This window comes from Pedobacter segetis, from assembly GCF_016623585.1.
Lineage (GTDB): Bacteria > Bacteroidota > Bacteroidia > Sphingobacteriales > Sphingobacteriaceae > Pseudopedobacter > Pseudopedobacter segetis.
On record NZ_JAEHFY010000013.1, the window covers coordinates 85731 to 109475 of the forward strand.

The following is a 23745-nucleotide window of genomic DNA, read 5'->3' on the forward strand; positions in this document are numbered from 1 at the left end:
CATGATAAAGGCAATACTTAACCAAACAAAAGGCGATAGGTGGATCTGGCTTATCATCATTTTGCTTTCCCTAATTTCTGTTCTGGCGGTTTATAGTGCAACCGGCACTTTGGCCTATAAAAGAGGAGTAGGATCAGAATCGTTAATGTTTAAGCATTTACTTTTTATTGTTTTGGGTTTTGTATTGATATATTTTGCGCACCTTTTAGATTACCGATATTACGCCGGGATTTCTAAAGTGTTAATGGTGCTTACCATCCCATTATTGGTTTACACTTTGGTTTTTGGTAGCCACGTAAACGATGCAAGTAGATGGATAGCCATCCCGGGAACGGGTTTAACCTTCCAAACTTCAGATTTAGCAAAACTGGCCCTAATTACTTATTTAGCCCGTACCTTAACCAAACATCAAACCAACATCAAAGATTTTAGGAGTACGGTTTTATGGCTTTTATTGCCAATGGGAACTATTTTTATCTTAATTGCTTATGCCAATTTATCTACCGCAATGATGCTTGCTGGTGTTGGTGTTCTTTTACTATTGATCGGTAGGGTAAGCTTTAAACAAATTAGCGTGGTGGGTGGTGGATTGCTGATCTTGTTATTGATTGTGGTGTTACTGGGGCCAAGAAGAGGGGTTTACATCAATAGGGTTAAAGCATATCTACATCCCGAGATGCAAAATTCTGATAAAACTTTTCAACAAAACCAAGCAAAAATTGCAGTTGCAACAGGTGGGTTGATGGGAAAAGGGCCGGGTAACAGCACCCAAAGAAACTTTCTTCCGCACCCTTATTCAGATTTTATTTTTGCAATTATCGTAGAAGAATATGGCCTTTTCGGAGGTTTTGTAGTGATATTATTATACGTGGTGCTCATGTACCGCATCATGAAAATTGTAACCCAGGCACCTAAAGCATTTGGGGCATTATTGGCGGCTGGTTTGGGGTTTAGTTTAACTATACAAGCATTGGCAAACATGGCCGTGGCGGTTAATTTGTTTCCGGTAACTGGGGTTCCTTTACCTTTAATAAGCATGGGGGGTACCTCTATTTTGTTTACCAGTATTGCGCTCGGGATCATTTTATCGGTAAGCAAAGATGTAGAAGAATATAAAGAAGAAAACAGCGGTAAAGCAGAAAAGGTGATAATTGGAGAAATACCAGCAATGGCCTAATTTGATTTGATGATGTATTATTTTGAAAATTATTAATAAAAAGGAACAAAACAAAATAAAAAAGCCCTTCTCCCTTTAGAGAAGGATTTAGGATGAGGCTAATGGCAAAAAGAATAATCATAAGCGGAGGCGGCACCGGAGGACATATCTTCCCTGCTATCGCTATAGCCAATGCTTTGAAAAAGCTTGATGCCAAAACAGAGATTTTATTTGTTGGTGCTTTGGGAAGAATGGAGATGGAGAAAGTTCCGGCCGCGGGCTATCAAATCATTGGGTTAGATATTCAAGGTTTTCAAAGAAGTGGCTTGGCAAAAAATTTATTGTTGCCATTTAAGATCATTGGCAGCTTGTTAAAATCGTTTAAGATCATCAATAATTTTAAACCAGATGCCGTGGTTGGTGTAGGGGGCTATGCTTCAGGGCCATTGTTATATGCGGCATCGTTAAAAAAAATACCTTATCTAATACAAGAACAGAATTCTTATGCTGGGGTAACCAATAAATTCTTAGGTAAATCGGCAAAGAAAATTTGTGTCGCGTTTGATGGGATGAACAAGTTTTTCCCCGCAGATAAAATCATAAAAACCGGAAACCCAGTTAGGGAAAATGCTATTGCGGTAGAGGGTAAAAGAGAAGAAGCTATTGAATATTTTGGGCTAGACCCCGATAAAAAAACAATCTTGGTTGTTGGCGGCAGTTTAGGCGCAGGCACTTTAAATAATAGTATGATGGCCGGGCTCGAAACTTTTAAAGAAAACCAAGTACAATTGATCTGGCAAACAGGCAAATTCTATTATAAAAGCATCATCGAAAGATATGGCAATCAATCAAAAGCAGAGGGAATCAGGATTTATGAGTTCTTAGACAGAATGGATTTGGCCTTTGCCATTGCAGATGTAATTATCTCTAGGGCCGGTGCGGGCACCATTGCCGAGCTTTGTTTGGTGAATAAGCCAGTGGTTTTAGTGCCTTCGCCAAACGTGGCAGAAGATCATCAGACTAAAAACGCAAATGCGTTGGTAAGTAAAGATGCCGCTATTTTAATAGTAGATCGCCATGCCGAGTCGGAATTGGTGGATCAAACGATGAAATTATTAAGGGACGAGGATAAAATGGTTTCTCTTGCTAATAATATCGCAAAAATGGGTTTGGCCAAAGCCGATGAATTGATAGCTAACCAAGTAATTAATATCGCAAAATAAATGATGGATTTGAATAACATAAAACGAGTTTACCTGATCGGTATAGGCGGGATCGGGATGAGTGGGCTCGCTCGTTATTTTCATCAAAAAGGATACCTGGTTTGCGGCTATGATAAAACACCAACGGGCCTTACACAGTCTTTAATGAAAGAAGGTATCTGTATTTCTTATGAGGATGAGGCAGATCTTATCCCTATATCTTTCCAAAAGAAGGATAATGAAACGCTGATCGTTTATACACCCGCCATCCCTTTAGACAGCAAAATCCAAAAATATTTTAAGATTAATGGTTTCGAGCTTTATAAGCGTTCCCAAGTTTTGGGGATGATATCTAAAGGTTTGTTTACCATCGCCGTAGCCGGAACGCATGGCAAAACCACTACAAGCAGCTTGATCACACATCTATTAAAATGCGGGGATATTGATTGTTCTGCATTTTTGGGAGGTATCGCAACCAATTACAATTCTAATCTTTTGATCGGTAAAAGCGATGTATTGGTGGTTGAAGCAGATGAGTTTGACCGTTCTTTTTTAACGCTACATCCAGATTTGGCGGTTATCACTTCTATGGATGCCGATCATTTGGATATTTATGGGGCAGAAGAACAATTACATGAATCTTTTCTGCAGTTTGCAAAGCAGGTAAAAGATAAAGGCGGATTAATTTATAGGGAAGGGTTAAACCTTGAGAATGGTACAACTTACGCTTTATCATCATCGGCGAAAGCCAAAGGATTAAATGTAAGAATTGAGGATGGCATCTTCTTTTTCGATTTTGAAAATGAAAACACCAGCATAAAAGATCTAGAATTAGGCTTGCCGGGGAAACACAACGTAGAAAATGCGGTTGCTGCGGTAGAAATTGCGTTAAAAATGAAATTGAATGTTGATCAAATAAGATTAGGATTATCTTCATTTAAAGGAGTAAAACGCAGGTTTGAGTATCATGTAAAAGCTGAGAGAATTTACATTGATGATTATGCACACCATCCGGCCGAGTTAAAAGCTTGTTTTGAGGCTGTAAGGTCATTATACCCAAATAAGAAACTGACGGTTATTTTTCAACCGCATCTTTTCTCTAGAACAAGAGATTTTGAACAAGATTTTGTAAAAGTCTTAAACACGGTTGATGAATTGATTTTATTGGACATCTACCCTGCAAGGGAGAAACCGATCATAGGTGTTAGCAGCCAGGTTTTGGCCAATCAGATGGATAGCGATAAGGTAAGGGTTTGTGGAAAAGAAGAAACGCTAGAAATTATCAGAAATGAAAACCCACCGCTACTTTTAACGGTTGGTGCGGGCGATATCGATACTTTGGTTTTACCTATCAAAAACGTAATGAACCATGTTTAAACGTATCAATTGGAAAGCGGTAGGGATTATGTTTGTTTGGCTTTTAAGCCTTTCTGGCGTAATTACTTTGATGAGTTTTATCAAAATAAAGAAAGCAGAAAACACCTGCCAAAAGGTAGAAGTAATATTGCCCGGCAACCAGTTTTTTGTAGAGCGGGCAGAGATTGATGATATATTAAAAGATAAAAATGGTTTGTTGGTGGGTAGGCGTTTAGAGAATATCAATATCCAAAAATTAGAAGATAAATTAAAGGCCAACCCATTTATAGAATATGCGAAAGTATATATAGATATGGATGGGGTACTTCATGCTGATGTTAAGCAAAGGGTACCTGTTTTAAGGATTTTGAACATGGTTGGGCAAGATTTTTACGTTGATCAAAATGGTTTAAAAATCCCTTTATCAGATTACTTTACCGCAAGGGTTTTGGTGGCTAACGGTGCAATATTAGAAAGTTATAACGATAAAATAGATACTTTAAAAACACAGGTGGCAAAAGATTTATTTACAACCGCCAAGTTTATAGATGCAGATAGTTTATGGAGCAGGCAAATTGTACAGATTTATGTTAACAACCAAAAAGACATGGAGTTGGTGCCAAGGGTAGGGAAGCAAAAAATAATTTTGGGCAATGCAGATTTAATTGATGAGAAGTTTAGAAATCTCCTAATTTTTTATAAACAAGCTATACCAAAAGTTGGCTGGGACGCTTACAGTACCATAAACTTAAAATTTAAAAATCAAATTGTTTGTGTAAAAGCAGATTCTACTTTAATAAAAAAGAAACCTATCGAGATAAAGCCCGATAGTGCAGCAAACCAAATTATATCAAAAGATTCAACAAATAATATATACTGATCATGGAAAAAAGTATAACCAAACCATCAAAAAGCTCATCTATAGTTGTAGGGCTAGATATTGGCACAACAAAAATTTGCGTTATCGTTGGCAGGCGCAATGAGCATGGTAAAATCGAAGTTTTAGGTTTGGGCAAGGCCGAATCCGCTGGCGTTACCAGGGGGATCGTTTCTAATATTGCCAAAACCGTGAAAGGAATTGTACAAGCGGTAGAAGAAGGTAGTGCCCAATCTAATGTGGATGTTAAAATAGTGAACGTTGGTATTGCAGGCCAACACATTAAAAGTTTACAACACAGGGGTATTTTAACCAGAAAAGATTTAAGCAACGAAATCTCTAAAAGAGACATCGATAAATTGATAGACGATATGTACAAACTGGCCATGAACCCGGGCGAGGAGATCATACACGTTTTACCTCAAGAGTTTACGGTTGATAACGAGCCAGGGATAAAAGATCCCGTGGGCATGGCGGGAGTAAGGTTAGAGGCAAACTTCCATATCATTACAGGCCAGGTTACGGCAATCAAAAACATCATGAAATGCGTAGATCAAGCCAGCTTAGAAACCCAAGACCTAATTTTAGAGCCTTTGGCATCCTCAGAATCTGTATTGAGCGAAGAAGAGAAAGAGGCGGGGGTTGTTTTGGTTGATATTGGCGGCGGTACAACAGATGTGGCCATTTTCCATGAAGGCATCATCAGGCATACTGCCGTTATCCCTTTCGGGGGAAATAGCGTAACCGAAGATATTAGGGAAGGTTGCTCTGTAATGCGCAACCAAGCAGAATTGTTGAAGGTAAAATTTGGATCTGCCTTGGCAGAAGAAAATAAAGAGAACGAGATTATTTGTGTGCCGGGTTTAAGAGGCAGGGAACCTAAAGAGATTTCTGTAAAAAACTTGGCATTTGTGATCCAAGCCAGGATGGAAGAAATTATAGACCATGTACATTACGAGATTAAATCTTCTGGTTATGAGAAAAAACTGATCGGCGGTATAGTGGTAACTGGTGGTGGCGCATTATTGAAACATCTGCCACAATTAATTGAGTATGTAACAGGTTTAGATTGTAGGGTTGGTTATCCAAATGAGCATCTGGCTAAAAACGAGACTTTATCAAAGAACATTTATGAAGATCTAAAAAGCCCGATGTATGCCACCGGTATTGGCTTGTTGATCAAGGGGATTGAAAAAGAAGAGCTAAACTCGCAATTAGAAAACAGGCCAGCTAAAAAAATAGATGCGGTAGAAACACCCCGCAAAAACAGAGGGCTGTTTGCTTCATTGTTAGAAGGCACCAAAAAATTCATTAAGGATGATATATCCGACCAGGATTTTTTAAAGTAGTTTTCAACATGGCGTAAGTTTTCCACACAATTAACATTTGTGGAAAACTAATGTGGAAAATTATTTAATATTACGGGTAGATTAAGTCAGATTAAAATAAAAACTTACTAACTGATAATTAAGGATATGCAGTTTGAAATGTTAAAAGAAAAGTCATCCATCATCAAAGTAATTGGTGTGGGCGGTGGCGGTGGTAATGCGGTAAACCACATGTACAGGCAAGGAATTACAGGTGTAGATTTTATTATCTGTAATACCGATGCGCAAGCTTTAGAGCTAAGCCCAATCCCTAATAAGGTGCAATTGGGTGCTAGTTTAACAGAGGGTATGGGAGCAGGTTCTATCCCGGAAGTGGGTAAAAACTCTGCAATAGAGAATATCGACGATGTGAAGGAAATGCTGGGCGCAAACACCCGCATGCTTTTTATAACAGCAGGAATGGGCGGCGGCACCGGAACCGGGGCAAGTCCTATTATTGCCAAAGCGGCAAAAGAATTAGATATCCTTACTGTTGCTATAATTACAACTCCGTTTTCTTTTGAGGGCAAACGTAGAAAAATGCAAGCCGAAGAAGGTTTGGAAGAACTGAAAAAATATGTAGATTCTTACTTGGTTATCTCTAATGATCGCCTACGCGAGATATTTGGCAACCTAACTTTAGGTTCTGCATTTGGCCAAGCCGATGATATTTTAACTACCGCTGCAAAAGGGATTGCAGAAATCATTACCGTTCCCGGTTATATAAACGTGGATTTTAAAGATGTGCGTACCGTAATGAAAGATAGCGGTGTAGCCATTATGGGCAGTTTTTCTGCCGAAGGCGAAAACAGGGCTTTAAGAGCGGTTGAAGGGGCTTTGGCTTCTCCATTATTAAAAGATAACGAGATTGAAGGCGCAAGATATATCTTGTTGAATATCAGCTCTGGAGATAAGGAAGTAACCATGGATGAGGTTAGTATCATCACAGATTTTATACAAGAACAAGCAGGCCTTTCTGCCGATTTAATTTGGGGAAATTGTACCGATCCAGAATTGGGAGATAATGTTTCCGTAACCATTATCGCTACTGGTTTCCAAACGCAAGAAGAAAGAGAGCAAAGCAAGCAAAGTGCACCAAAGAAACAATTCTTAACAACAGATACTCCTTTGATAAGGCCAATAAATGAGTTCTCTAAAAAAGTAGAGCCAATTGTTGAGAAGGAAGAAAATCAGCCGGTTGTTTTAGCAAAAGACGAAGAGGCCAAAAAACAAGCCGACTTATTTGCAGAGATTCCGTTTGTATCTGCAAAGCAACAAACAGAAGAAAAATTAGAAGATGTGGTTAAGCATCAGTTGTTTGATTTAGAAAAGGAAGAAGAACAAGAAACAGAAACAGATAACTTTGGTTTCAGCATGAAACTTTCTGAATCTGAATTTGCACAACCATTAGCTCAGCTTGAAGAAACACAAGAAGAAGAAGAAGAGGAGGAGGAAGTTATCACTGCTAGTGTTGATGATCACAAAACCGATGAATCTATGGAAGAGCAATTGCGCAAATCTAAAGAACGTATTTTACGCCTTAAAGATTTAAGCATGAAGTTGCGTTCTACCTCTGGCTTGCAAGAACTAGAGAACGAACCTGCTTATAAAAGAAGGCAAACACAGCTAAAGGAAGTACCGCATTCTTCAGATTCTCATGTTTCTAGGTTTACTTTAAGCAATGAAGATGGCCAAACAGAGATAAGGCAAAACAATTCTTTTTTACATGATAATGTAGATTGATAAACACAAAACTTAGAATAACAGACCACCTTTTGGGTGGTTTTTTTATGCTTTATGCTTTACCTTTTTCTAGCGCAGAAAATGCTAGGTTTTCTAAAAATGCTCTCACAAAACCTAGGCTCTCTTCTTTTGACGAGTCGGTTAAAGAAGGTAGGTTTCTCATAAAAAAATCTTGAAAGTGCGCCATTTCTATTAATGTGCTAGATAAAGAGCGTGGGTATGTATAATTTGGGTTATAAGATAGTATAACATCGCTAATACGCTGACAGAGATTTTTGTAAGGTTTAAATAATTGTTCTTTGTTATCTTCAGAAACATGCTTTGTCAAATATACCTTAGATGCTTCTGCGATAATAATTTCATGAAGGTCTTCTAAATTGATGTCGTGGATACTGCTTTGGTTCTCTTCTAATTGCCAGGTCAATATCTTTATGATGGTCTTTATTTTTATGGAGGCATCGGCAACGTTATTGGTATTAAAAAGCACCTGATAATCTAACCAATGCCAATACCAAGACACAATGTAGTTTAATAAACGGTGCTTGTTTTCAAAATAACGATATATGGTAGCTTCTGTAGTACCAATTTCTTCCGCCAATTTTTTAAAGGTAAAGGCCTCAAAACCAATTTTCCTTATTAGGTACGTTCCTTTGATGATAATACGCTTTCCAATCTCGCTCTGCTCGGGATCTTTCAGATAAAGCTTGCCGTTCATTTTAGGATGTAACTGCCACTCCATAAATTCCTATCTTTTGCTGCAAATATATATCTTTTCGACATAAAATTAAGCGTTACTTTTGTTTGTGATAGTAATGCTATTAATAGTAAAAGTAATTTATATCTTTGTAAGATAGCTATACCAACATGACGGATAAACAATCATTAAGAGCTGCAATTAAAAAGCTATTTCAATTGATCAATCTCGAAAAGAACGAGATTAAAAATGTTTACATCTATGCCGTTTTAAATGGGGCAATAATATTATCGCTTCCTTTGGGTATCCAAGCTATTATAAACTTAATGTTTGGGGTTACCATAAGCACCTCTTTAGTGGTAATGATCGCCTTGGTTATTTTTGGGGTTTTCATGAATGGTGTTTTTCAAATTAAACAAATGAGGGTAATAGAGAATTTGCAACAGCGCATTTTTACCCGGTTAACCTTTTCTTATGCTTACCGCATCCCCAAGATCGATTTGTTAAGCATCGATAAATATTATCTGCCAGAATTGGTAAATAGGTTTTTTGATACCGCCAGTTTGCAAAAGGGCCTTTCTAAATTACTGTTAGATTTACCAACAGCTACCATCCAAGTACTTTTTGGGCTTATATTATTAGGCTTTTATCATCCCATATTTATATTATTTGGGGTTTTACTCTTAATTATCGGTGTGGTTATATTTTATATGAGCAGCTCAAAAGGATTTACTAGCAGCATCCAAGAGTCGGATTTTAAGTATCAAGTAGCCTACTGGTTAGAAGAAATTAGCAGAAGCATCAAAACCTTCAAATTTAACCAAAAATCAGACCTGCACTTAAAAAAAACAGATGAATTGGTAAAGGGCTATCTCGATTCTAGAAACCAGCATTTTTCTGTTTTGATATTTCAATATCGGGTAATCATTGGCTTTAAGGTAATCATAACGGCGGCGATGTTGATCGTTGGCGCTTTTCTTTTTATCAACCAAATCATTAACCTTGGCCAGTTCATAGCCACAGAGATCATTATTATAACCATCATCAACGCCATAGAAAAATTGATCGTTAGTTTAGAGGTGGTTTATGATGTATTAACATCGTTAGAGAAAATAAACAAGGTATTGGATAAGCCTCAAGATAATGAAAATGCTTTGATCGGCCTTAAAAACTGGCCAAAAACAGCAGGTATAAAAATTACCGCTAAAAACTTAAATTTTGGATATGGCGAAGACGGTTTGGTGCTAAAAGATTTGAATTTATCTGTTGAGGCGGGAGAAAAAATATGTATCAAAGGTTTTGAAGGATCGGGTAAATCTACGTTGATAAAAGTTTTAACCGGTATGTGGCCAAATTATATCGGACAGTTAACTTATAATGACATACCTCTTAGTAACCTATCACAAGGGATTTTACATAAAGAGGTAGCGTTTTACCTAAGTGAGGACGAACTTTTTTCTGGGACTATATTAGAAAACATTACGGTTGGCGATACCGATGTGAACATAGATGAGTTGCAAAAAATAATAAGCTTGGTAGGCCTGTCTGATTTTGTTAACACGAAACAAAAAGGGCTTGATACTTTGATCGATCCGCAGGGTAAAAGATTATCTTTCAATGTTGCAAAAAAGATATTGATTGCGAGGTGCTTATTTAAAAAACCTTCGTTGATGCTAATAGAAGGAGGCTTTTCTGGTATAGATCAACTATCAAAAGTTAAAATAGAAAACCACTTGGTATCCAAAAATAATCCCTTAACACTTATTGTTATCAGTAATGATGATATTTTTTCTGCCAAGTGCGATAAGGTTTTTAGCATGAATAGCGGTAACATCAAAATTGTTTAATATGTTCTTACAAACTAAAGCAAATACCGATAAATTGATGGAATTTGATTCTTTTGCGAAGGTAATCAAAGAAAAAAAATCAAACAGTTTGGTAACTATATTTACCATTGCCCTAATTTGTAGCGTGGTTGTTCTATGTTTACCTTGGACACAGAACATCAAGTCTAAGGGCAGTGTATCTACATTAAGTCCAAACCAAAGACCGCAACAGATCAACAGCATTATTGCCGGGAGGATAGAAAAATGGTATATCCAAGACGGGCAGTATGTGAAAAAGGGAGATACATTGTTGAGGATCAGCGAAGTTAAGGAGGATTATCTTGACGAATCTTTACTGGCTAGGGTTGAAGACCAGATAAAAGCTAAAACAGAAGCCATAGATTTTTATGATCAAAAAGCAAATACTGCGGTTCGGCAACAATCGGCATTAAAATTATCTTTAGATTTTAAATTGCAACAGATCCAGAACAAGTTAAAGCAATTCAACTTAAAAGTAGAATCGGATAGCATAGCTTTAATTGCCGCTACAAATCAATATAAAATAGCTAAAGAACAGCTTAACAGGCAAAAGCAAATGTTTGATGCAGGCTTAAAATCTTTAACAGATCTAGAGCAAAAGCAACAATATTTACAAGATGCGCTATCCAAAAAAATAAGTGCAGAAAGCAAATTTTTTAATACAAAAAATGAGTTGTTAAACATAAGGTTAGATCTATTGGCAGCACAGCAAGAATATTCAGAAAAAATATTAAAAACAGCAGGAGATAAATTTACCGCGTTATCTCAAGTTTCTGCCACAGAGGGCGAAGTTGCAAAGCTGAAAAACCAATATGCCAACTATAAAAAACGACAAGGTTTTTATATCATTACCGCACCTCAAAATGGGCAAGTATTGCGATCGGTAAAAGCTGGCATTGGCGAAACGGTTAAAGATGGTGAGCCACTGATGCAGATTGTACCTACCGAGTTTGAGCCTGCGGTAGAAATGTTTATCAACCCTTTAGATCTGTCTTTAATAAATATCGGTGAGAAAGTTCAAATCCAGTTTGATGGTTTTCCCGCCATTGTTTTTTCTGGCTGGCCAGAGGCATCTTATGGTATTTTTGAAGGTAAGGTGGTTGCTATTGATCAATCTATAAATAAAAACGGGCAATTTAGGGTTTGGGTTTCACCGGGTGGGAAAAAACCATGGCCAAAAGAAATAAGATATGGATCTGGGACCAAAAACATCACTTTGTTAAAGAATGTACCCTTAGGGTATGAGCTTTGGCGGCAGATAAATGGTTTCCCACCAGATTTTTATGAATCTCCTAAAGCAGATAAAGATGAAAAGTAAACTAATCTATTTAGCGTTATCTTTTTTTTGGTTTTTACCTTTAAGGGCACAACAGGCAGTAGATACTTTAAGCTGGTCAGGTTTTTTCAATATCATCAAAAAATACCACCCTATAAGCCAACAAGCCAATTTGTTAGTAGATCTGGCGAAAGTGAAAAGGACAAAAGCATTGGGCGGTTTTGATCCTAAGATCGAGGCAGATTTTGACCAAAAATATTACGACGGCACAGAATACTATACTTTTTTTACCCCACAGATAAAATTGCCTTTATGGTATGGTGTAGAATTAAAAGGCTCTTACTCGCAGGCAGAAGGGGCTTACTTAAATCCAGAGAGTAAGTTGCCAAAGCAAGGTTTAAGCTATGTTGGTATCAACTTTAATGTTGGTAAAGGTTTGTTTATTGATGAGAGAAGGGCGGCAATTAAGCAAGCTAAAATATTTGAACAATCATCGCAAAACGAAAAGCGCAAAATATTAAACGATCTGTTTTTAGAAGCGGCAACTAATTATATAGAATGGTACAATAACTATAAAATTACCCAGATACATAAAGAAGCATTAAGCTTAGCAAAAACACGTTTTGATGCCGTAAAAACCGGTTTTAAAAATGGCGATAAACCTGCAATTGATACCGTTGAGGCTCTATTGATGGTGCAACAAAGGGAAGGTATGCTACAACAAGCCCAACTAGAGCTGCAAAATTCAAAATTAATGCTCTGCAACTATCTATGGTTACAAAACAACCAAGCCGTTGATGCAAACAAATTATACATTGTCCCCCCGGATTCTTTGGATATACCTCTAAATGCTGATCTACAAACCAGTAACAACCCTAAATTATTGAGCTACGAATTTAAGATCAACGATTTAAATGTGGAGAGAAGGCTGAAGGCAGAAAGTTTGAAACCTGAACTGGGTTTGCAATTAGGGGTACTTAACCAGGGGAAATCTTTATTGAGAAATATAAATGGTAATTATTGGCAGGATAACAACAAGGTCAATATCCGTTTTTCATTTCCGCTAACGTTTGCAAAAGCAAGAGCTGACCTTGCCGAAACAAAGATTAAAATAAGGCAAACCCAACTAGAACAAGATATGGTAAGGAACGAGTTGGTTAATAAAATGAGGCAAAACAATTTTGAGATCCTCACGCTCCAAAACCAAGTGAATATCTTGAACCAAACCTACAAATCTTCTATGCAACTATTAAACGGAGAGGAGCTAAAGTTCAAATTTGGCGATAGTTCATTGTTTTTGATAAATTCTAGGGAAAGCAAGCTGATAGAAGTTAGGGAAAAGCTGTTGGCAACGGAAGCAAAACTGAAAAAATCCAAAATTAAAACAATTTGGCTGGCCGGCAATCTGTACTTAAATATTTAGCCCAAAGGTACATCAAGCATTTAATCGTTTAAGAAAGCTTTTTTGTTAACAAACAGAACGTCTATTTCATTAACAATCTAAAACCTTAAACATTTACCCCATATTTTTAAGTAATTATTTGATTTATTGTGGTAATATAAACTGTAAAAGATACCTTTAATTAGGTATTTATTATCTTTAAACAATTAAATCATTCTAATGGAAGAGACACAACAACCCGTCATCGGCATAAAAAACCTAAGTAAAAACTACGGAGAAAAACAGGTGTTAAAAGGTATAAACCTAGAGGTTTATCCGGGGCAGGTAATTGGTTATATTGGGCCAAACGGAGCGGGAAAATCTACAACCGTTAAAATTTTAACGGGTTTGGTAAATGATTTTGATGGAGAAGTTTTGATGTACGGTAAAAATATCAAGGATGACATCATCAGCATAAAAAGCCAGATTGGTTACGTACCAGAAAATGCCGAGATATATGATGTGCTTACTCCTTTAGAATATTTGGATTTTATAGGTAAACTGTATGGCATGGATGAAGATGCCATTGCAACAAGAGCAACTAAACTTTTGAACGCTTTTGGCATTGGCGCAAATGCAGACCAACGCATGGATACTTTTTCTAAGGGGATGCGCCAAAAGGTGTTGCTCATTTCTGGGATTATCCATAACCCAAAGATCATCATCTTAGATGAGCCACTCTCTGGTTTAGATGCAAATGCCGTGATCATGGTTAAAGAACTTATATCCCTGATGGCCAAGGAGGGGAAAACCATTTTTTACTGCTCGCACATGATGGATGTGGTAGAAAAAGTATCTGATCGTATTTTATTGATCAATAATGGAGAAATAGTAGCAGATGGCACTTTTGAAGATTTAAAAGCCGGTGGCGATCAAACCTTAGAAAATATCTTTGCAAAACTCACAGGCAAAGAAGAAGGAAATAAAGATGCCTCAGATGTGTTAAGCGCTTTAAATTAATAATTAGGCTACTTAAAACATGTTACTTACAACTTAAAATTTTCTACGTTTCAAATGTTCAATAAATATATCATCAATTTTGTTCTTTTATTAAAACCCATTTTCCAGAAATTTGGGGTAGATCCAGAACAGCTTAGGATTATTTTAATAACTAAAATGAAAATGGACGATCGCCGTCCGAATGTGTACAACCAAAGGCAGAAAAAGAAAAAAGAAGTTAATAATGCCAGTTGGATAGTGATGTTTTTCTTGGGCCTTACGGGTTTGTTCTTCACATTTTTATTGGCATCCTTAAAGCAGCCATTTTTGGCGCATACCGTTTATTTCTCGGCCTTTATGGTAATGTTGGCCATTACCTTAATCTCTGATTTTACAAATGTGTTGATAGATGTGAGGGATAATTACATCATTTTGCCCCGCCCTGTAAACGACAGGACTTTTACCGTTTCTCGGATTTTACACATAGGTATCCATACGGCAAAAATGGCCTTCGCTATCTCTATATCGGGCGTTATTTACTCTTTTATTGGCGAAGGAGTATTATCGGGATCGATGTTTATTATTGAAGTTTTAATAGCTACAACACTAAGTATATTCTTAGTGAACATTACTTATTTGATAGTTTTAAAAATCACAAGTCCTCAAAAATTTAAGGATTTTATATCTTATTTTCAGATCATTTTGTCTATCGTGATTTTTGCGGCCTATTATACCTTGCCTCGGTTAATAGAATCAAGTTTAATAAAAAAAATAGATATTTCTAATGTTAAGGTTTTAGCAATTGTGCCTTCCTATTGGTTGGCGGCATTGCATGAGTTGGTCGTGAACATAAAAATAGCACAACTTTCCACCTATATTTATGCCGCATTAGCTATTTTATCACCAATAGTTTCTTTGTATTTGGTAGTGAAGGTTTTAGCACCGGGTTTTAATCAGAAATTATCTTCCATAAGTGCTAGTGGCGATGATGGTGTTGTGGTTTCATCAGAAGGTAAAGGTGCATCTAAAGGATTTATGAATATTATTGCCCAAAAAATTGCCCCACATCCTTTAGAAAATGCAGGCTTTAAGATTACTTGGTTATTATCTTCACGCTACCGCGATTTTAAGGTAAAGGTGTATCCTTCATTTGCTTATGTCCCGGTTTATTTTGTTTACTTCGGTTTTATCAATAAAAAAGGAGGAAGCTTATCAGATAACTGGCATCATTTATTAGAAGGTAGGATGTACATTTTGTTGATGTACCTAACAGGTTTTGTGTTGACTACAGTTTTGCAACACATCAGCATGACAGAGAAATACAAAGCTTCGTGGGTGTTTTTTACCACACCACATAACCAACCAGGGAGAATTTTAGGCGGTATGTTTAAAGCTGTAGTTATAAAATATTATCTACCTTATTTTATAGCGATAGGTATCTTCAGTATCACTTTCTGGGGACCAGCTGTAATTAACGATTTAATTTTGGTTTTTATGGTTGGCACACTCTATGGTTTGTTGGTTGCGCTTTTCCAGGTAAAGGGCTTCCCGTTTTCTCAGCCTCCAAACAACCAAAAAGGAGGGAAAATGTTTATCACATTTTTGATAATGGCAGTACCGGCAGGTTTAGGGTTCTTACACTATTGGGCAGCACAATGGGAAACAGCCATTTGGATAGCCGCCGTAACCATGACGGTTATTGCATGGACCTGTTTTAATTACTACCGTAAAGAAAGCTGGGAAAGTATGGAGTTGGCAGAATAACGGTTTATAATTGATTTTTAAAATGTTACTTTTGATAAAATGACCCATTAATGGAAGAATTAAAATTTATCGATTTGTTTTGTGGTATTGGCGGGTTTAGGGTTGCCATGGATCAAGCCTGTAGAGAAAATAATATTATTCCAAATTGCGTTTTTTCATCTGATATTGATAGATCTTGCCAAGATAGTTATGAGGCTAATTTTGGCGATAGACCGCATGGGGATATAACAGAAATTGATGCAACATCAATACCAGATCATGATATTTTATATGGTGGCTTTCCTTGTCAACCATTCAGTATCATTGGCCAGATGAAAGGATTTGAGGATACTAGGGGCACTTTGTTTTTTTATATTGCAAACATCATCAAACAAAAAAAACCTAAAGCCTTTGTTTTAGAAAATGTTAAACAGTTAGTAGGCCATAATGAGGGTAAAACTTTAAAAGTTATTATTAAAACTTTAAAAGATCTAGGTTATCATGTACAATATACCGTTTTAAATGCTTTAGATTACGGCTTACCTCAAAAGAGAGAACGAGTTATTATTGTTGGGCATAGGGAGCCCATTTTGTTTTCTTTTCCTTCTCCAATACGCCCCTTTAAGCCACTCGAGTTAATATTGGAGAAAAAAGTAGATAGGAAGTATCTCGCTTCTGATTATATTAAACAAAAGAGGTTTGAAAAGCATAAATCAGCATATAAACTTTCCATTTGGCATGAGAATAAATCAGGGAATGTTTGTTCTTATCCTTATTCATGTGCTTTAAGGGCGGGGGCTTCTTATAATTATTTGTTGGTTAATGGCGAAAGACGCTTAACACCTAGGGAAATGTTTAGATTGCAAGGATTTCCCGATAGTTATAAAATAATTGTAAATGACTCTCAAGCAAGAAAACAAGCTGGAAATGCTGTACCGGTTAATTTGGTTAAAGCTGTGATATCTAAATTATTGCCTTATGTAGCCAAGTCTTTAGATATGAAATTAGTTTTTAACGAATATGAATTAGAATCACCAGCTACATAATGCAGAAAAAACGCTAACGATAAGGATTAAGCAACCAGAAATCCTTGACAAAGAAAAAGTACTAAATACATTGGGCTTTGATAAGTCTTGGATAATGGTTAGTTAAGAGAAGTTACAAATGGACAATTATTTCGAGATAGGATATATTACAAAAACCAGGGGTTTAAAAGGCGAGGTACAGGTCTCCTTTACTTTTGATGAACCCGAAAAACTAAAGATCAAATCGGTTTTTTTAGAAATCAATAAAAAGCTAGTGCCTTATTTTGTAGAAAATTACAAAATACCAATGCCGCAAATAGGTTATTTCAATTTTGAAGACATCGATCATATTGATAAGGCCCAGGCACTTACCAAAAAGAAAATTTTTTTACCAAATAGGTTAAAGCCCAAAAGAGAAAAAGGAGCTTTCTTTTATACAGATTTGATTGGCTTTACAGCCGAGGATCTGCACAATGGTAAATTGGGGGAGATAATAGAAGTTAAAGAATATCCACAACAATTTTTGGCTTCTGTTTTTTACCAACAAAAAGAAGTTTTGATCCCTCTAAACGAAGCCTTTATTAAAGATATTGATAAAATAAGTAAAACAATTATCCTTGATTTGCCCCAAGGTTTGCTGGATCTGTATTTATAGTTTTTTAAATATAAATATGCCTTCAAAAACACAAATCTTTGCTAATATATTATCAGCACATATTTTTGAGATTTCATTACTCCTAAATCTTAAGCTTAAACCAATATCAACGCCCAAATTGGTTTTCTTAACAAAAAAGAGATTTTAGTTCGATAATCCATGTTTTAAAAACCCCTATCTTACTTTAAAACCTTCAATTCTTTGCCCACTTTTATAAATGCGTTGATGGCTTTATCCAAATGATGTTTATCATGTGCTGCCGACATCTGCACCCTAATCCTCGCTTTGTCTTTTGGTACTACGGGATAATAAAAACCGATGACATAAATACCCTCTTCTAACATTTTCGACGCAAAATCCTGAGACAATTGTGCATCATAAAGCATAACGGGTACAATTGGATGAACTCCAGGCTTGATGTCAAAACCTGCAGCGGTCATTTTCTCCCTAAAATATTTGGTGTTAGCCTCTAGTTTATCCCTTAATTCGGTAGTTTCCATTAGCATATCTAAAACCGCAATTGAAGCGCCCACAATACTTGGTGCCAAGGTATTGGAGAATAAATAGGGCCTAGAACGCTGGCGTAAAATATCGATAACCTCTTTTGGCCCCGAAGTAAAACCGCCAGATGCGCCGCCCAAGGCTTTGCCCAAAGTTCCAGTAATAATGTCAACTCTGCCCATTACGTTGTGGTGTTCGTGTGTTCCACGTCCGGTTTTGCCCATAAAACCACTGCAATGGCATTCGTCTATCATTACCAAGGCGTTATATTTATCGGCCAAATCACAAATTCTATCTAATTGGGCAATGGTGCCATCCATAGAAAAAGCACCATCCGTTACAATAATTCTGTGCCTTAGGTTTTGGGTTTCTTGTAGTTGCTTTTCTAGATCCTCCATATTATCATGCTGATAGCGATAGCGTTGCGCTTTACATAATCGTATGCCATCAATGATCGAAGCATGATTCAATTCATCAGAAATTATGGCATCTTGCGCATCAAACAAGGGTTCAAAAAGGCCCCCGTTAGCATCAAAAGCCGCAGCATACAAAATGGTATCTTCCATCCCTAAAAAATCAGAAATCTTTTGCTCCAATTCTTTATGGATGTTTTGTGTACCGCAGATAAAGCGTACCGAAGACATTCCATAACCATGTGTGTCGATTGCTTTTTTTGCCGCTTCAATCACTTTTGGGTGCGATGAAAGCCCCAAATAATTATTAGCACAAAAATTAAGCACCTCTTTGCCGTCGTTCACTTTAATATCTGCACCTTGCGGGGTAACTATTACCCTTTCTTTCTTGTATAATCCAGCAGATTTTATTTCGTTTAATTCTTTTTGTAGAACCGGTTTTAATGTTTTGTACATAATTGTTTTTTAAATATGAGCCTATTTATATTTGTATTGCAGTAATGCTTAATAGTTCGTTTTTAAACTAAACAAAGCGAATTTTGTAAAGATACCCAATGGCTATCTCAAAAAATTTAACGAAGTTGTAGCCAAAAATAAGCATAATCAAATTATTAGATAAATTTTAAACAGGCTCTTAAAATAAGGAATCATTTTTGGTTACAACAATGCCAGCATCTATAAAATGAACAAATGCCCCCGTATGTTTTTTTATGAATAAACTTTATTTGTGTTTAATGGTGTTTTTACTGCCTTTATTGGTTAATGGCGAGGTTGCAACCGATTCTACGTGGGTAAATAGGTTCATAAAAAAAACCATTGAGGTACAAAAATTAAACAGGTTGCAGAATTTTGAAGCTAAAGCTTATTTAAAAAGTAGCCTTATCCTAGAAAAAGTGCCCCACACCATCTTGGGCAAAAAAATACAGCTGAGAAGCAATTTAAAAGACCGGCAATTAATTTGGCTATATGAAACTTCTTCAGATTTATTTAGCGATAAAAAACTAGGGTTTAAAGAGTTGATCAAGGGCACCAAAACTTTTGGTAAATACCCATCGTGGGATTTTAAGAGCACCGCTCAATTACAAATCAATTTTGCCGATGATTTGGTAAAATTTGAAGCTTTGAGCGATAAAAAATTTATTTCGCCTTTGGCAGAAACAGCCTTTAATAATTATAGTTATATTTTAGTTGATAGCAGCAATTCTGTAGCAACCATTAAGGTTGTTCCTAAGCACCAGTTTTCGCCAACTTTTTTTGGTAATATAAAAATAAACAAAAACAATTATTCTTTAGAAGATGTTGATTTAAAACTAGTTGGCGCAAAAGGGATTGATTTTATCGATACCTTAAAAGTAATACAGCATTATAAAGATTTTAAGCCAACACTTACGCTATTAAATTATAGCGGAGAATTTTTAAGGTTTTTTTTTAACGGCAAAAGCGAGGCGATATATAAGAATTTTAGAACCGGCGTAAACCCAGATTCTTTGAAAAGGTTTAGTAAAAACGAGATCGTAAAAGATGATTCATCTGCTTACCATGCAGATATTTTGAAAAAGGATAGAGGTGTTTATCTTACGCTGCAAGAACGACTTTCTTATCAATACCAAGATACCTTAAAGAAAGAAAAGGACCTTACTTTAGCGGCAGACTCTTTAGATGGTTTAACTAAAAAAGTTCAGATATTCCCTTTGCTATTTTCAGACTTAATTTGGAAAAGCGACAAAAAAAAGGAAGCCATATTTTTTGATCCAATTGTTCCGGCGTTTTTTTACAACACGGTAGAGGGGGCGGGCATAAGTTATGGGATTAAAATAGTTCAATACGCAAATGATGGTAAATACTGGTCGGTAAGGCCTAAAATAAGATACGGTTTAAGCAATAAAGAACTAAATTCTGATGTTTCTTTATCATGGCTGTACAAACCAAAAAAACGAGGTGTACTAAATTTTAGTGCAGGCAGCACCTACCGTGATCTAAACCCGAACGGAACTATCGGTACTTTACAAAACACCTTGAACACCTTGTTTTTTGAGCAGAATTTTTTAAAGTTGTATAGAAAAGAGTATGTAAGCTTTGGTATTGGTAGAGAGTTGGTGGGCAACCTTTATCTATCTGTTGGTACAGAAATCTCTCGAAATTATGCAGCAAATAATACAAGGGATTATGCCTTTAGGAATATAAGGGATAGAGGGTTTAGTTCTAATAACCCAATCCCGCCAAATTTTGGGAATAAGATCTTCCCCAATTATACCGCTTTTTACGTTAATACATCTTTAATTTATACGCTAAAGCAGCCCTATATCTTAAAGGATGGGTTTAAGATCTACAAACTGCCGCTAGGGCCAAGGTTTATCATAAATTACAGAAAAGGCTTACCGGGGCTGTTCCATTCAGAATCAGATTACAATTTTATAGAAGCAGAGATCCAGCATGAAAAACTGGATATGGGCCTTTGGGGTTACGGCTCCTATTCAATTTCGGCCGGAAAATTTTTAGATGCTAAAAATGTTTATTTTCCAGAATGGAGGCATTTTAGCGGAAACTCTGCACTAGTTTTTAACCCAGGTTTAAAGAGTTTTCACCTGCTAGATTTTTATACTTACAGCACCAATAAGTTTTTTGTTGAAGCGCATTTCGAGCATAATTTCAATCAGAAATTCTCTGCCAGGATTCCGCTAGTTAGAAAATTAAAACTAGAGGAATTAGTTGGCGGCGGCTACTTAACACAACCAGATAGGGGCGATTATTTTGAGGCCTATGTGGGTTTAAGAAGATGGGCCTTTAGGGCAGATTATGCTTGGTCTTTTGATAAATACGGACTTTTAAACCAAGGGTTTAAGATTTCTTTTGCTTTTTAACATTATTTAAGAATTAAGTGTTTTAACCTCTTATTTAAATTATTCATCTTTGAGAAAACCTTAATTATGAAAAAAATACCTACCCTCTTTTTTTGCCTCTTTATTACTACTTTTCTTTTTGCCCAAGAACTAACCATAACCGGAAAAATCACTGACGATCAAAATCAAGTAATTCCGTTTGCAACTGTTTTTATTAAAAGAACTACAAAAGGTACATCAGCAAATAAAGACGGGAAATATAGTTTAAAGGTTAATAAGGGAAAGTACGAATTGGTTTTTAGCGCAATCGGGTTTAAGCAATTGGTTAAACCTATTGAGGTAGAAAAAAACACAGAAATCAATATTGTATTAGGTAACCAGGTTTTTGAGCTTAAAGATGTTGTTATAAGAGCCGATGGAGAAGACCCCGCTTATGCCATCATCAGAAAAGCCATCAAACAGCGCAAAAAATACCTTAAAGAAACGCCTGCTTATACCTGCGAAGTTTATATAAAAGGAGTGCAAAGACTTTTAAAAGCACCAGAAAAATTTTTAGGTACTGATATTAAAAAAGCAGGCCAAGAACTAGGTTTGGATTCTAACCGAACAGGTATAATTTATCAATCAGAATCACAGTCGGTTTTAAGTTTTATGCCTCCAAATAGCTATCACGAAGAAATGATTTCCTCAAAAGTTGCAGGTGGAAATCGTTCTTTTAGTTTTAATAGGGCTACCGAGTTATTGCTGAATTTTTATGAGAATTATCAAGATTGGGGCAGCTTAAGCAACCGCCCGTTTGTTTCTCCGATAGCTGATAATGCCTTGTTTTATTATGATTATAAGTTGATCGGTACTACGCTAGAAAACGGCGAGCTCATCAATAAAATACAATTGTTGCCAAAAAGAAAATATGACCCAGCTTATCGCGGATACATTTATATTGTTGAGGATAGTTGGCGCATTTACAGTACCGATTTTGTGATGAGCAAAGAATCTAATATTACTTTATTGGACACCTTAAAAATAAACCAGACCTATATTCCTGTAACCAGAAAGGTTTGGATGCCCTCAAATGTTAAATTTGAGTTTGTAGGGGGTATTTTTGGTTTCCGTTTTGGAGGATATTATGTGGGGGTTTACAGCAACTATGAATTAGACCCGAAACTTGATCCTAGAGATTTTAAAGAAGTGGTGAGAATCACAAAAGAGGTCAATAAAAAAGATTCTACCTATTGGGGCAATGCCAGGCCAATTCCGCTTACGCAAGAAGAAGCAAATAATTACCTAAAAAAAGATAGCATTGCGAAAAGGCGAGAGTCGAAACCATATTTAGATAGCTTAGACAAAGTAAATAATAACCTTAAGATCGGTAAACTTTTATTGGGAGGTTACAATCCTCGCAACCGTTATAAAAATGAGTTTTTCCATATTGATGGCTTGCTGCCTTCGGTGTTTTTTAATACCGTAGAAGGTTTTGGGTTTAATTATGGCGCAAGTTTTACCCAAAAAGTGGATACGCTAAACAATAGATATTTAATTTTAAGGGGAAATATTAGATATGGGTTTGCCAATCATTTGTTTAATGCCTACACCTCGGCAAATATCCCGGTAGGGAAAAAACTAAATTTGGGTATAAGTTTAGGTTCCGATGTGCTGGATCTAAACGATAAAGGCTCTCTAAGTACCTTAGGAAATACTTTTAACTCTTTATTTTATGAGCGTAATTACTCTAAATTTTATCAAAAGAGATATGCTGAGGTAAATTCGTCATCCAGGTTACCCTTTGGATTATCAGGGAGTTTAGGCTTGGCCTATCAAAATAGCAAATGGCTGCCAAATAGTACAGGCTATGCTTTCCGTAACGATCCAAAATCTGATTATACATCAAACAACCCATATACCCCACAAGCAGATTTTCCATTATTCCAAGAGTATCAAAACTTTAATATCAACGCATCGCTGAGTTATAATTTTAGCAGCAGATACGTAACCTACCCAACAGGTAGATATTATTTGCCATCTAAATGGCCTGTTTTAACTTTGAAGTATGAAAAAGCGATAAAAGATATCATCGGCTCTGATGCCGATTATGATTTTGCGAGTTTAGGCATCCGTAAATCTAATATTAAACTAGGCTTTTACGGCGAGTTTGAGTTTAGTGCCGAAACAGGTAAATTTTTAAGCTCAAATAATTTAAGCTTTCCAGATTATAAACATTTTAGAGGAAACAAAGCCTTATCTTACACACCGGGGCAAAACCAATTTTTGTTTTTAGAATACTACCCAGAAAGTACTTTTGATGAATACCTTGAAGCCCATGCCGAGCATAATTTTAAAGGATTTTTTACCAATAAGATCCCTCTGCTAAGAAAATTAAAATTACAAGAGTTGGTAGGGTTTAACTATTTAAGTACACCAAAACTAACCAATTACAAAGAGCTTTATTTTGGCTTAGCTTATACAGGTATCAAAGTTTTCTATGGATTTTCTTTTGATGGCAGCAGGCAAATACACTCGGGTTTTAGGATTGCTTATGGGTTTTGATACAGATGTAAAAGGCTTAAAGCAGAAAGCGAAAAGCAGAAAACTCAAGCAGCAGAATTTATGGTTCACTTTATACTAACAAACCGTTCTGTTATTGATGAACTAATG

The 23745-nt window shown here is 36.3% G+C and carries 17 protein-coding genes; 15 read left to right on the top strand and 2 right to left on the bottom strand.

Translation table 11 applies throughout. From position 1 onward, the window contains the following. The first annotated feature begins 1 nt into the window (after nt 1). From I5M32_RS10430 to ftsZ, 6 genes are all read left to right on the top strand, one after another. Entirely contained in the window at nt 2-1177 is a 1176-nt protein-coding gene (locus I5M32_RS10430; protein ID WP_200586180.1) for an FtsW/RodA/SpoVE family cell cycle protein, read from the top strand. Nucleotides 1178-1278: 101 nt separating this feature from the next. Continuing rightward, entirely contained in the window at nt 1279-2379 is a 1101-nt protein-coding gene (gene murG / locus I5M32_RS10435) for an undecaprenyldiphospho-muramoylpentapeptide beta-N-acetylglucosaminyltransferase (RefSeq protein ID WP_200586181.1), read from the top strand. Continuing rightward, a complete protein-coding gene (gene murC, locus I5M32_RS10440; RefSeq protein ID WP_317193123.1) occupies nt 2380-3735 on the top strand; it encodes a UDP-N-acetylmuramate--L-alanine ligase in 1356 nt (451 codons plus the stop codon). Next, entirely contained in the window at nt 3728-4594 is an 867-nt protein-coding gene (locus I5M32_RS10445) for a cell division protein FtsQ/DivIB (protein ID WP_200586182.1), read from the top strand. Before murC ends, I5M32_RS10445 begins: the two co-directional genes overlap by 8 nt. Before the next feature lie 2 nt (nt 4595-4596). Beyond that, on the top strand, nt 4597-5940 hold the full coding sequence (gene ftsA / locus I5M32_RS10450; RefSeq protein ID WP_200586183.1) for a cell division protein FtsA: 1344 nt from the start codon (nt 4597-4599) through the stop codon (nt 5938-5940). Between the two features lie 126 nt (nt 5941-6066). Beyond that, the gene (gene ftsZ / locus I5M32_RS10455) at nt 6067-7701 is read left to right on the top strand and encodes a cell division protein FtsZ (protein WP_200586184.1); all 1635 of its coding nucleotides are present in this window, start codon (nt 6067-6069) and stop codon (nt 7699-7701) included. 52 nt (nt 7702-7753) lie between these two features. Here the strand turns inward: ftsZ and I5M32_RS10460 are convergent, their stop codons facing one another. Further along, nucleotides 7754-8440 carry a TetR/AcrR family transcriptional regulator gene (locus tag I5M32_RS10460; RefSeq protein ID WP_200586185.1) on the bottom strand — a complete coding sequence of 229 codons (687 nt, stop codon included), beginning with the start codon at nt 8438-8440 and terminating at the stop codon, nt 7754-7756. A gap of 125 nt (nt 8441-8565) precedes the next feature. Between I5M32_RS10460 and I5M32_RS10465 the strand changes: the two genes are divergently transcribed. The 7 genes from I5M32_RS10465 to rimM all read left to right on the top strand — a co-directional run bounded on the left by I5M32_RS10465 (nt 8566) and on the right by rimM (nt 17339). After that, nucleotides 8566-10242, top strand: coding sequence for a peptidase domain-containing ABC transporter (locus tag I5M32_RS10465; RefSeq protein ID WP_200586186.1), 1677 nt, complete (start codon nt 8566-8568; stop codon nt 10240-10242). 1 nt (nt 10243) lies between these two features. Beyond that, entirely contained in the window at nt 10244-11578 is a 1335-nt protein-coding gene (locus tag I5M32_RS10470) for an HlyD family secretion protein (protein WP_200586187.1), read from the top strand. Continuing rightward, on the top strand, nt 11568-12959 hold the full coding sequence (locus I5M32_RS10475) for a TolC family protein (protein WP_200586188.1): 1392 nt from the start codon (nt 11568-11570) through the stop codon (nt 12957-12959). The genes I5M32_RS10470 and I5M32_RS10475 overlap by 11 nt, the downstream gene beginning before the upstream one ends. Before the next feature lie 198 nt (nt 12960-13157). Further along, nucleotides 13158-13937 carry an ABC transporter ATP-binding protein gene (locus I5M32_RS10480; RefSeq protein WP_200586189.1) on the top strand — a complete coding sequence of 260 codons (780 nt, stop codon included), beginning with the start codon at nt 13158-13160 and terminating at the stop codon, nt 13935-13937. A gap of 54 nt (nt 13938-13991) precedes the next feature. Then, entirely contained in the window at nt 13992-15680 is a 1689-nt protein-coding gene (locus I5M32_RS10485; RefSeq protein WP_200586190.1) for a hypothetical protein, read from the top strand. A gap of 50 nt (nt 15681-15730) precedes the next feature. Further along, nucleotides 15731-16705 (top strand): DNA cytosine methyltransferase, encoded by a 975-nt coding sequence (locus I5M32_RS10490; RefSeq protein WP_200586191.1) that lies wholly within the window; start codon nt 15731-15733, stop codon nt 16703-16705. Nucleotides 16706-16823: 118 nt separating this feature from the next. Then, complete coding sequence (gene rimM / locus I5M32_RS10495; RefSeq protein ID WP_200586192.1) at nt 16824-17339, top strand: ribosome maturation factor RimM; 516 nt, start codon at nt 16824-16826, stop codon at nt 17337-17339. 179 nt (nt 17340-17518) lie between these two features. On the opposite strand, the gene kbl is transcribed toward rimM, so the two are convergent. Then, the gene (kbl, locus tag I5M32_RS10500; RefSeq protein ID WP_200586193.1) at nt 17519-18709 is read right to left on the bottom strand and encodes a glycine C-acetyltransferase; all 1191 of its coding nucleotides are present in this window, start codon (nt 18707-18709) and stop codon (nt 17519-17521) included. A gap of 254 nt (nt 18710-18963) precedes the next feature. Between kbl and I5M32_RS10505 the strand changes: the two genes are divergently transcribed. Continuing rightward, nucleotides 18964-21114: a DUF5686 family protein gene (locus tag I5M32_RS10505; RefSeq protein ID WP_200586194.1), complete on the top strand. Its 2151-nt coding sequence runs from the start codon at nt 18964-18966 to the stop codon at nt 21112-21114. Nucleotides 21115-21180: 66 nt separating this feature from the next. Further along, entirely contained in the window at nt 21181-23637 is a 2457-nt protein-coding gene (locus tag I5M32_RS10510; RefSeq protein WP_200586195.1) for a DUF5686 and carboxypeptidase regulatory-like domain-containing protein, read from the top strand. The last annotated feature ends 108 nt before the right edge of the window (nt 23638-23745 follow it).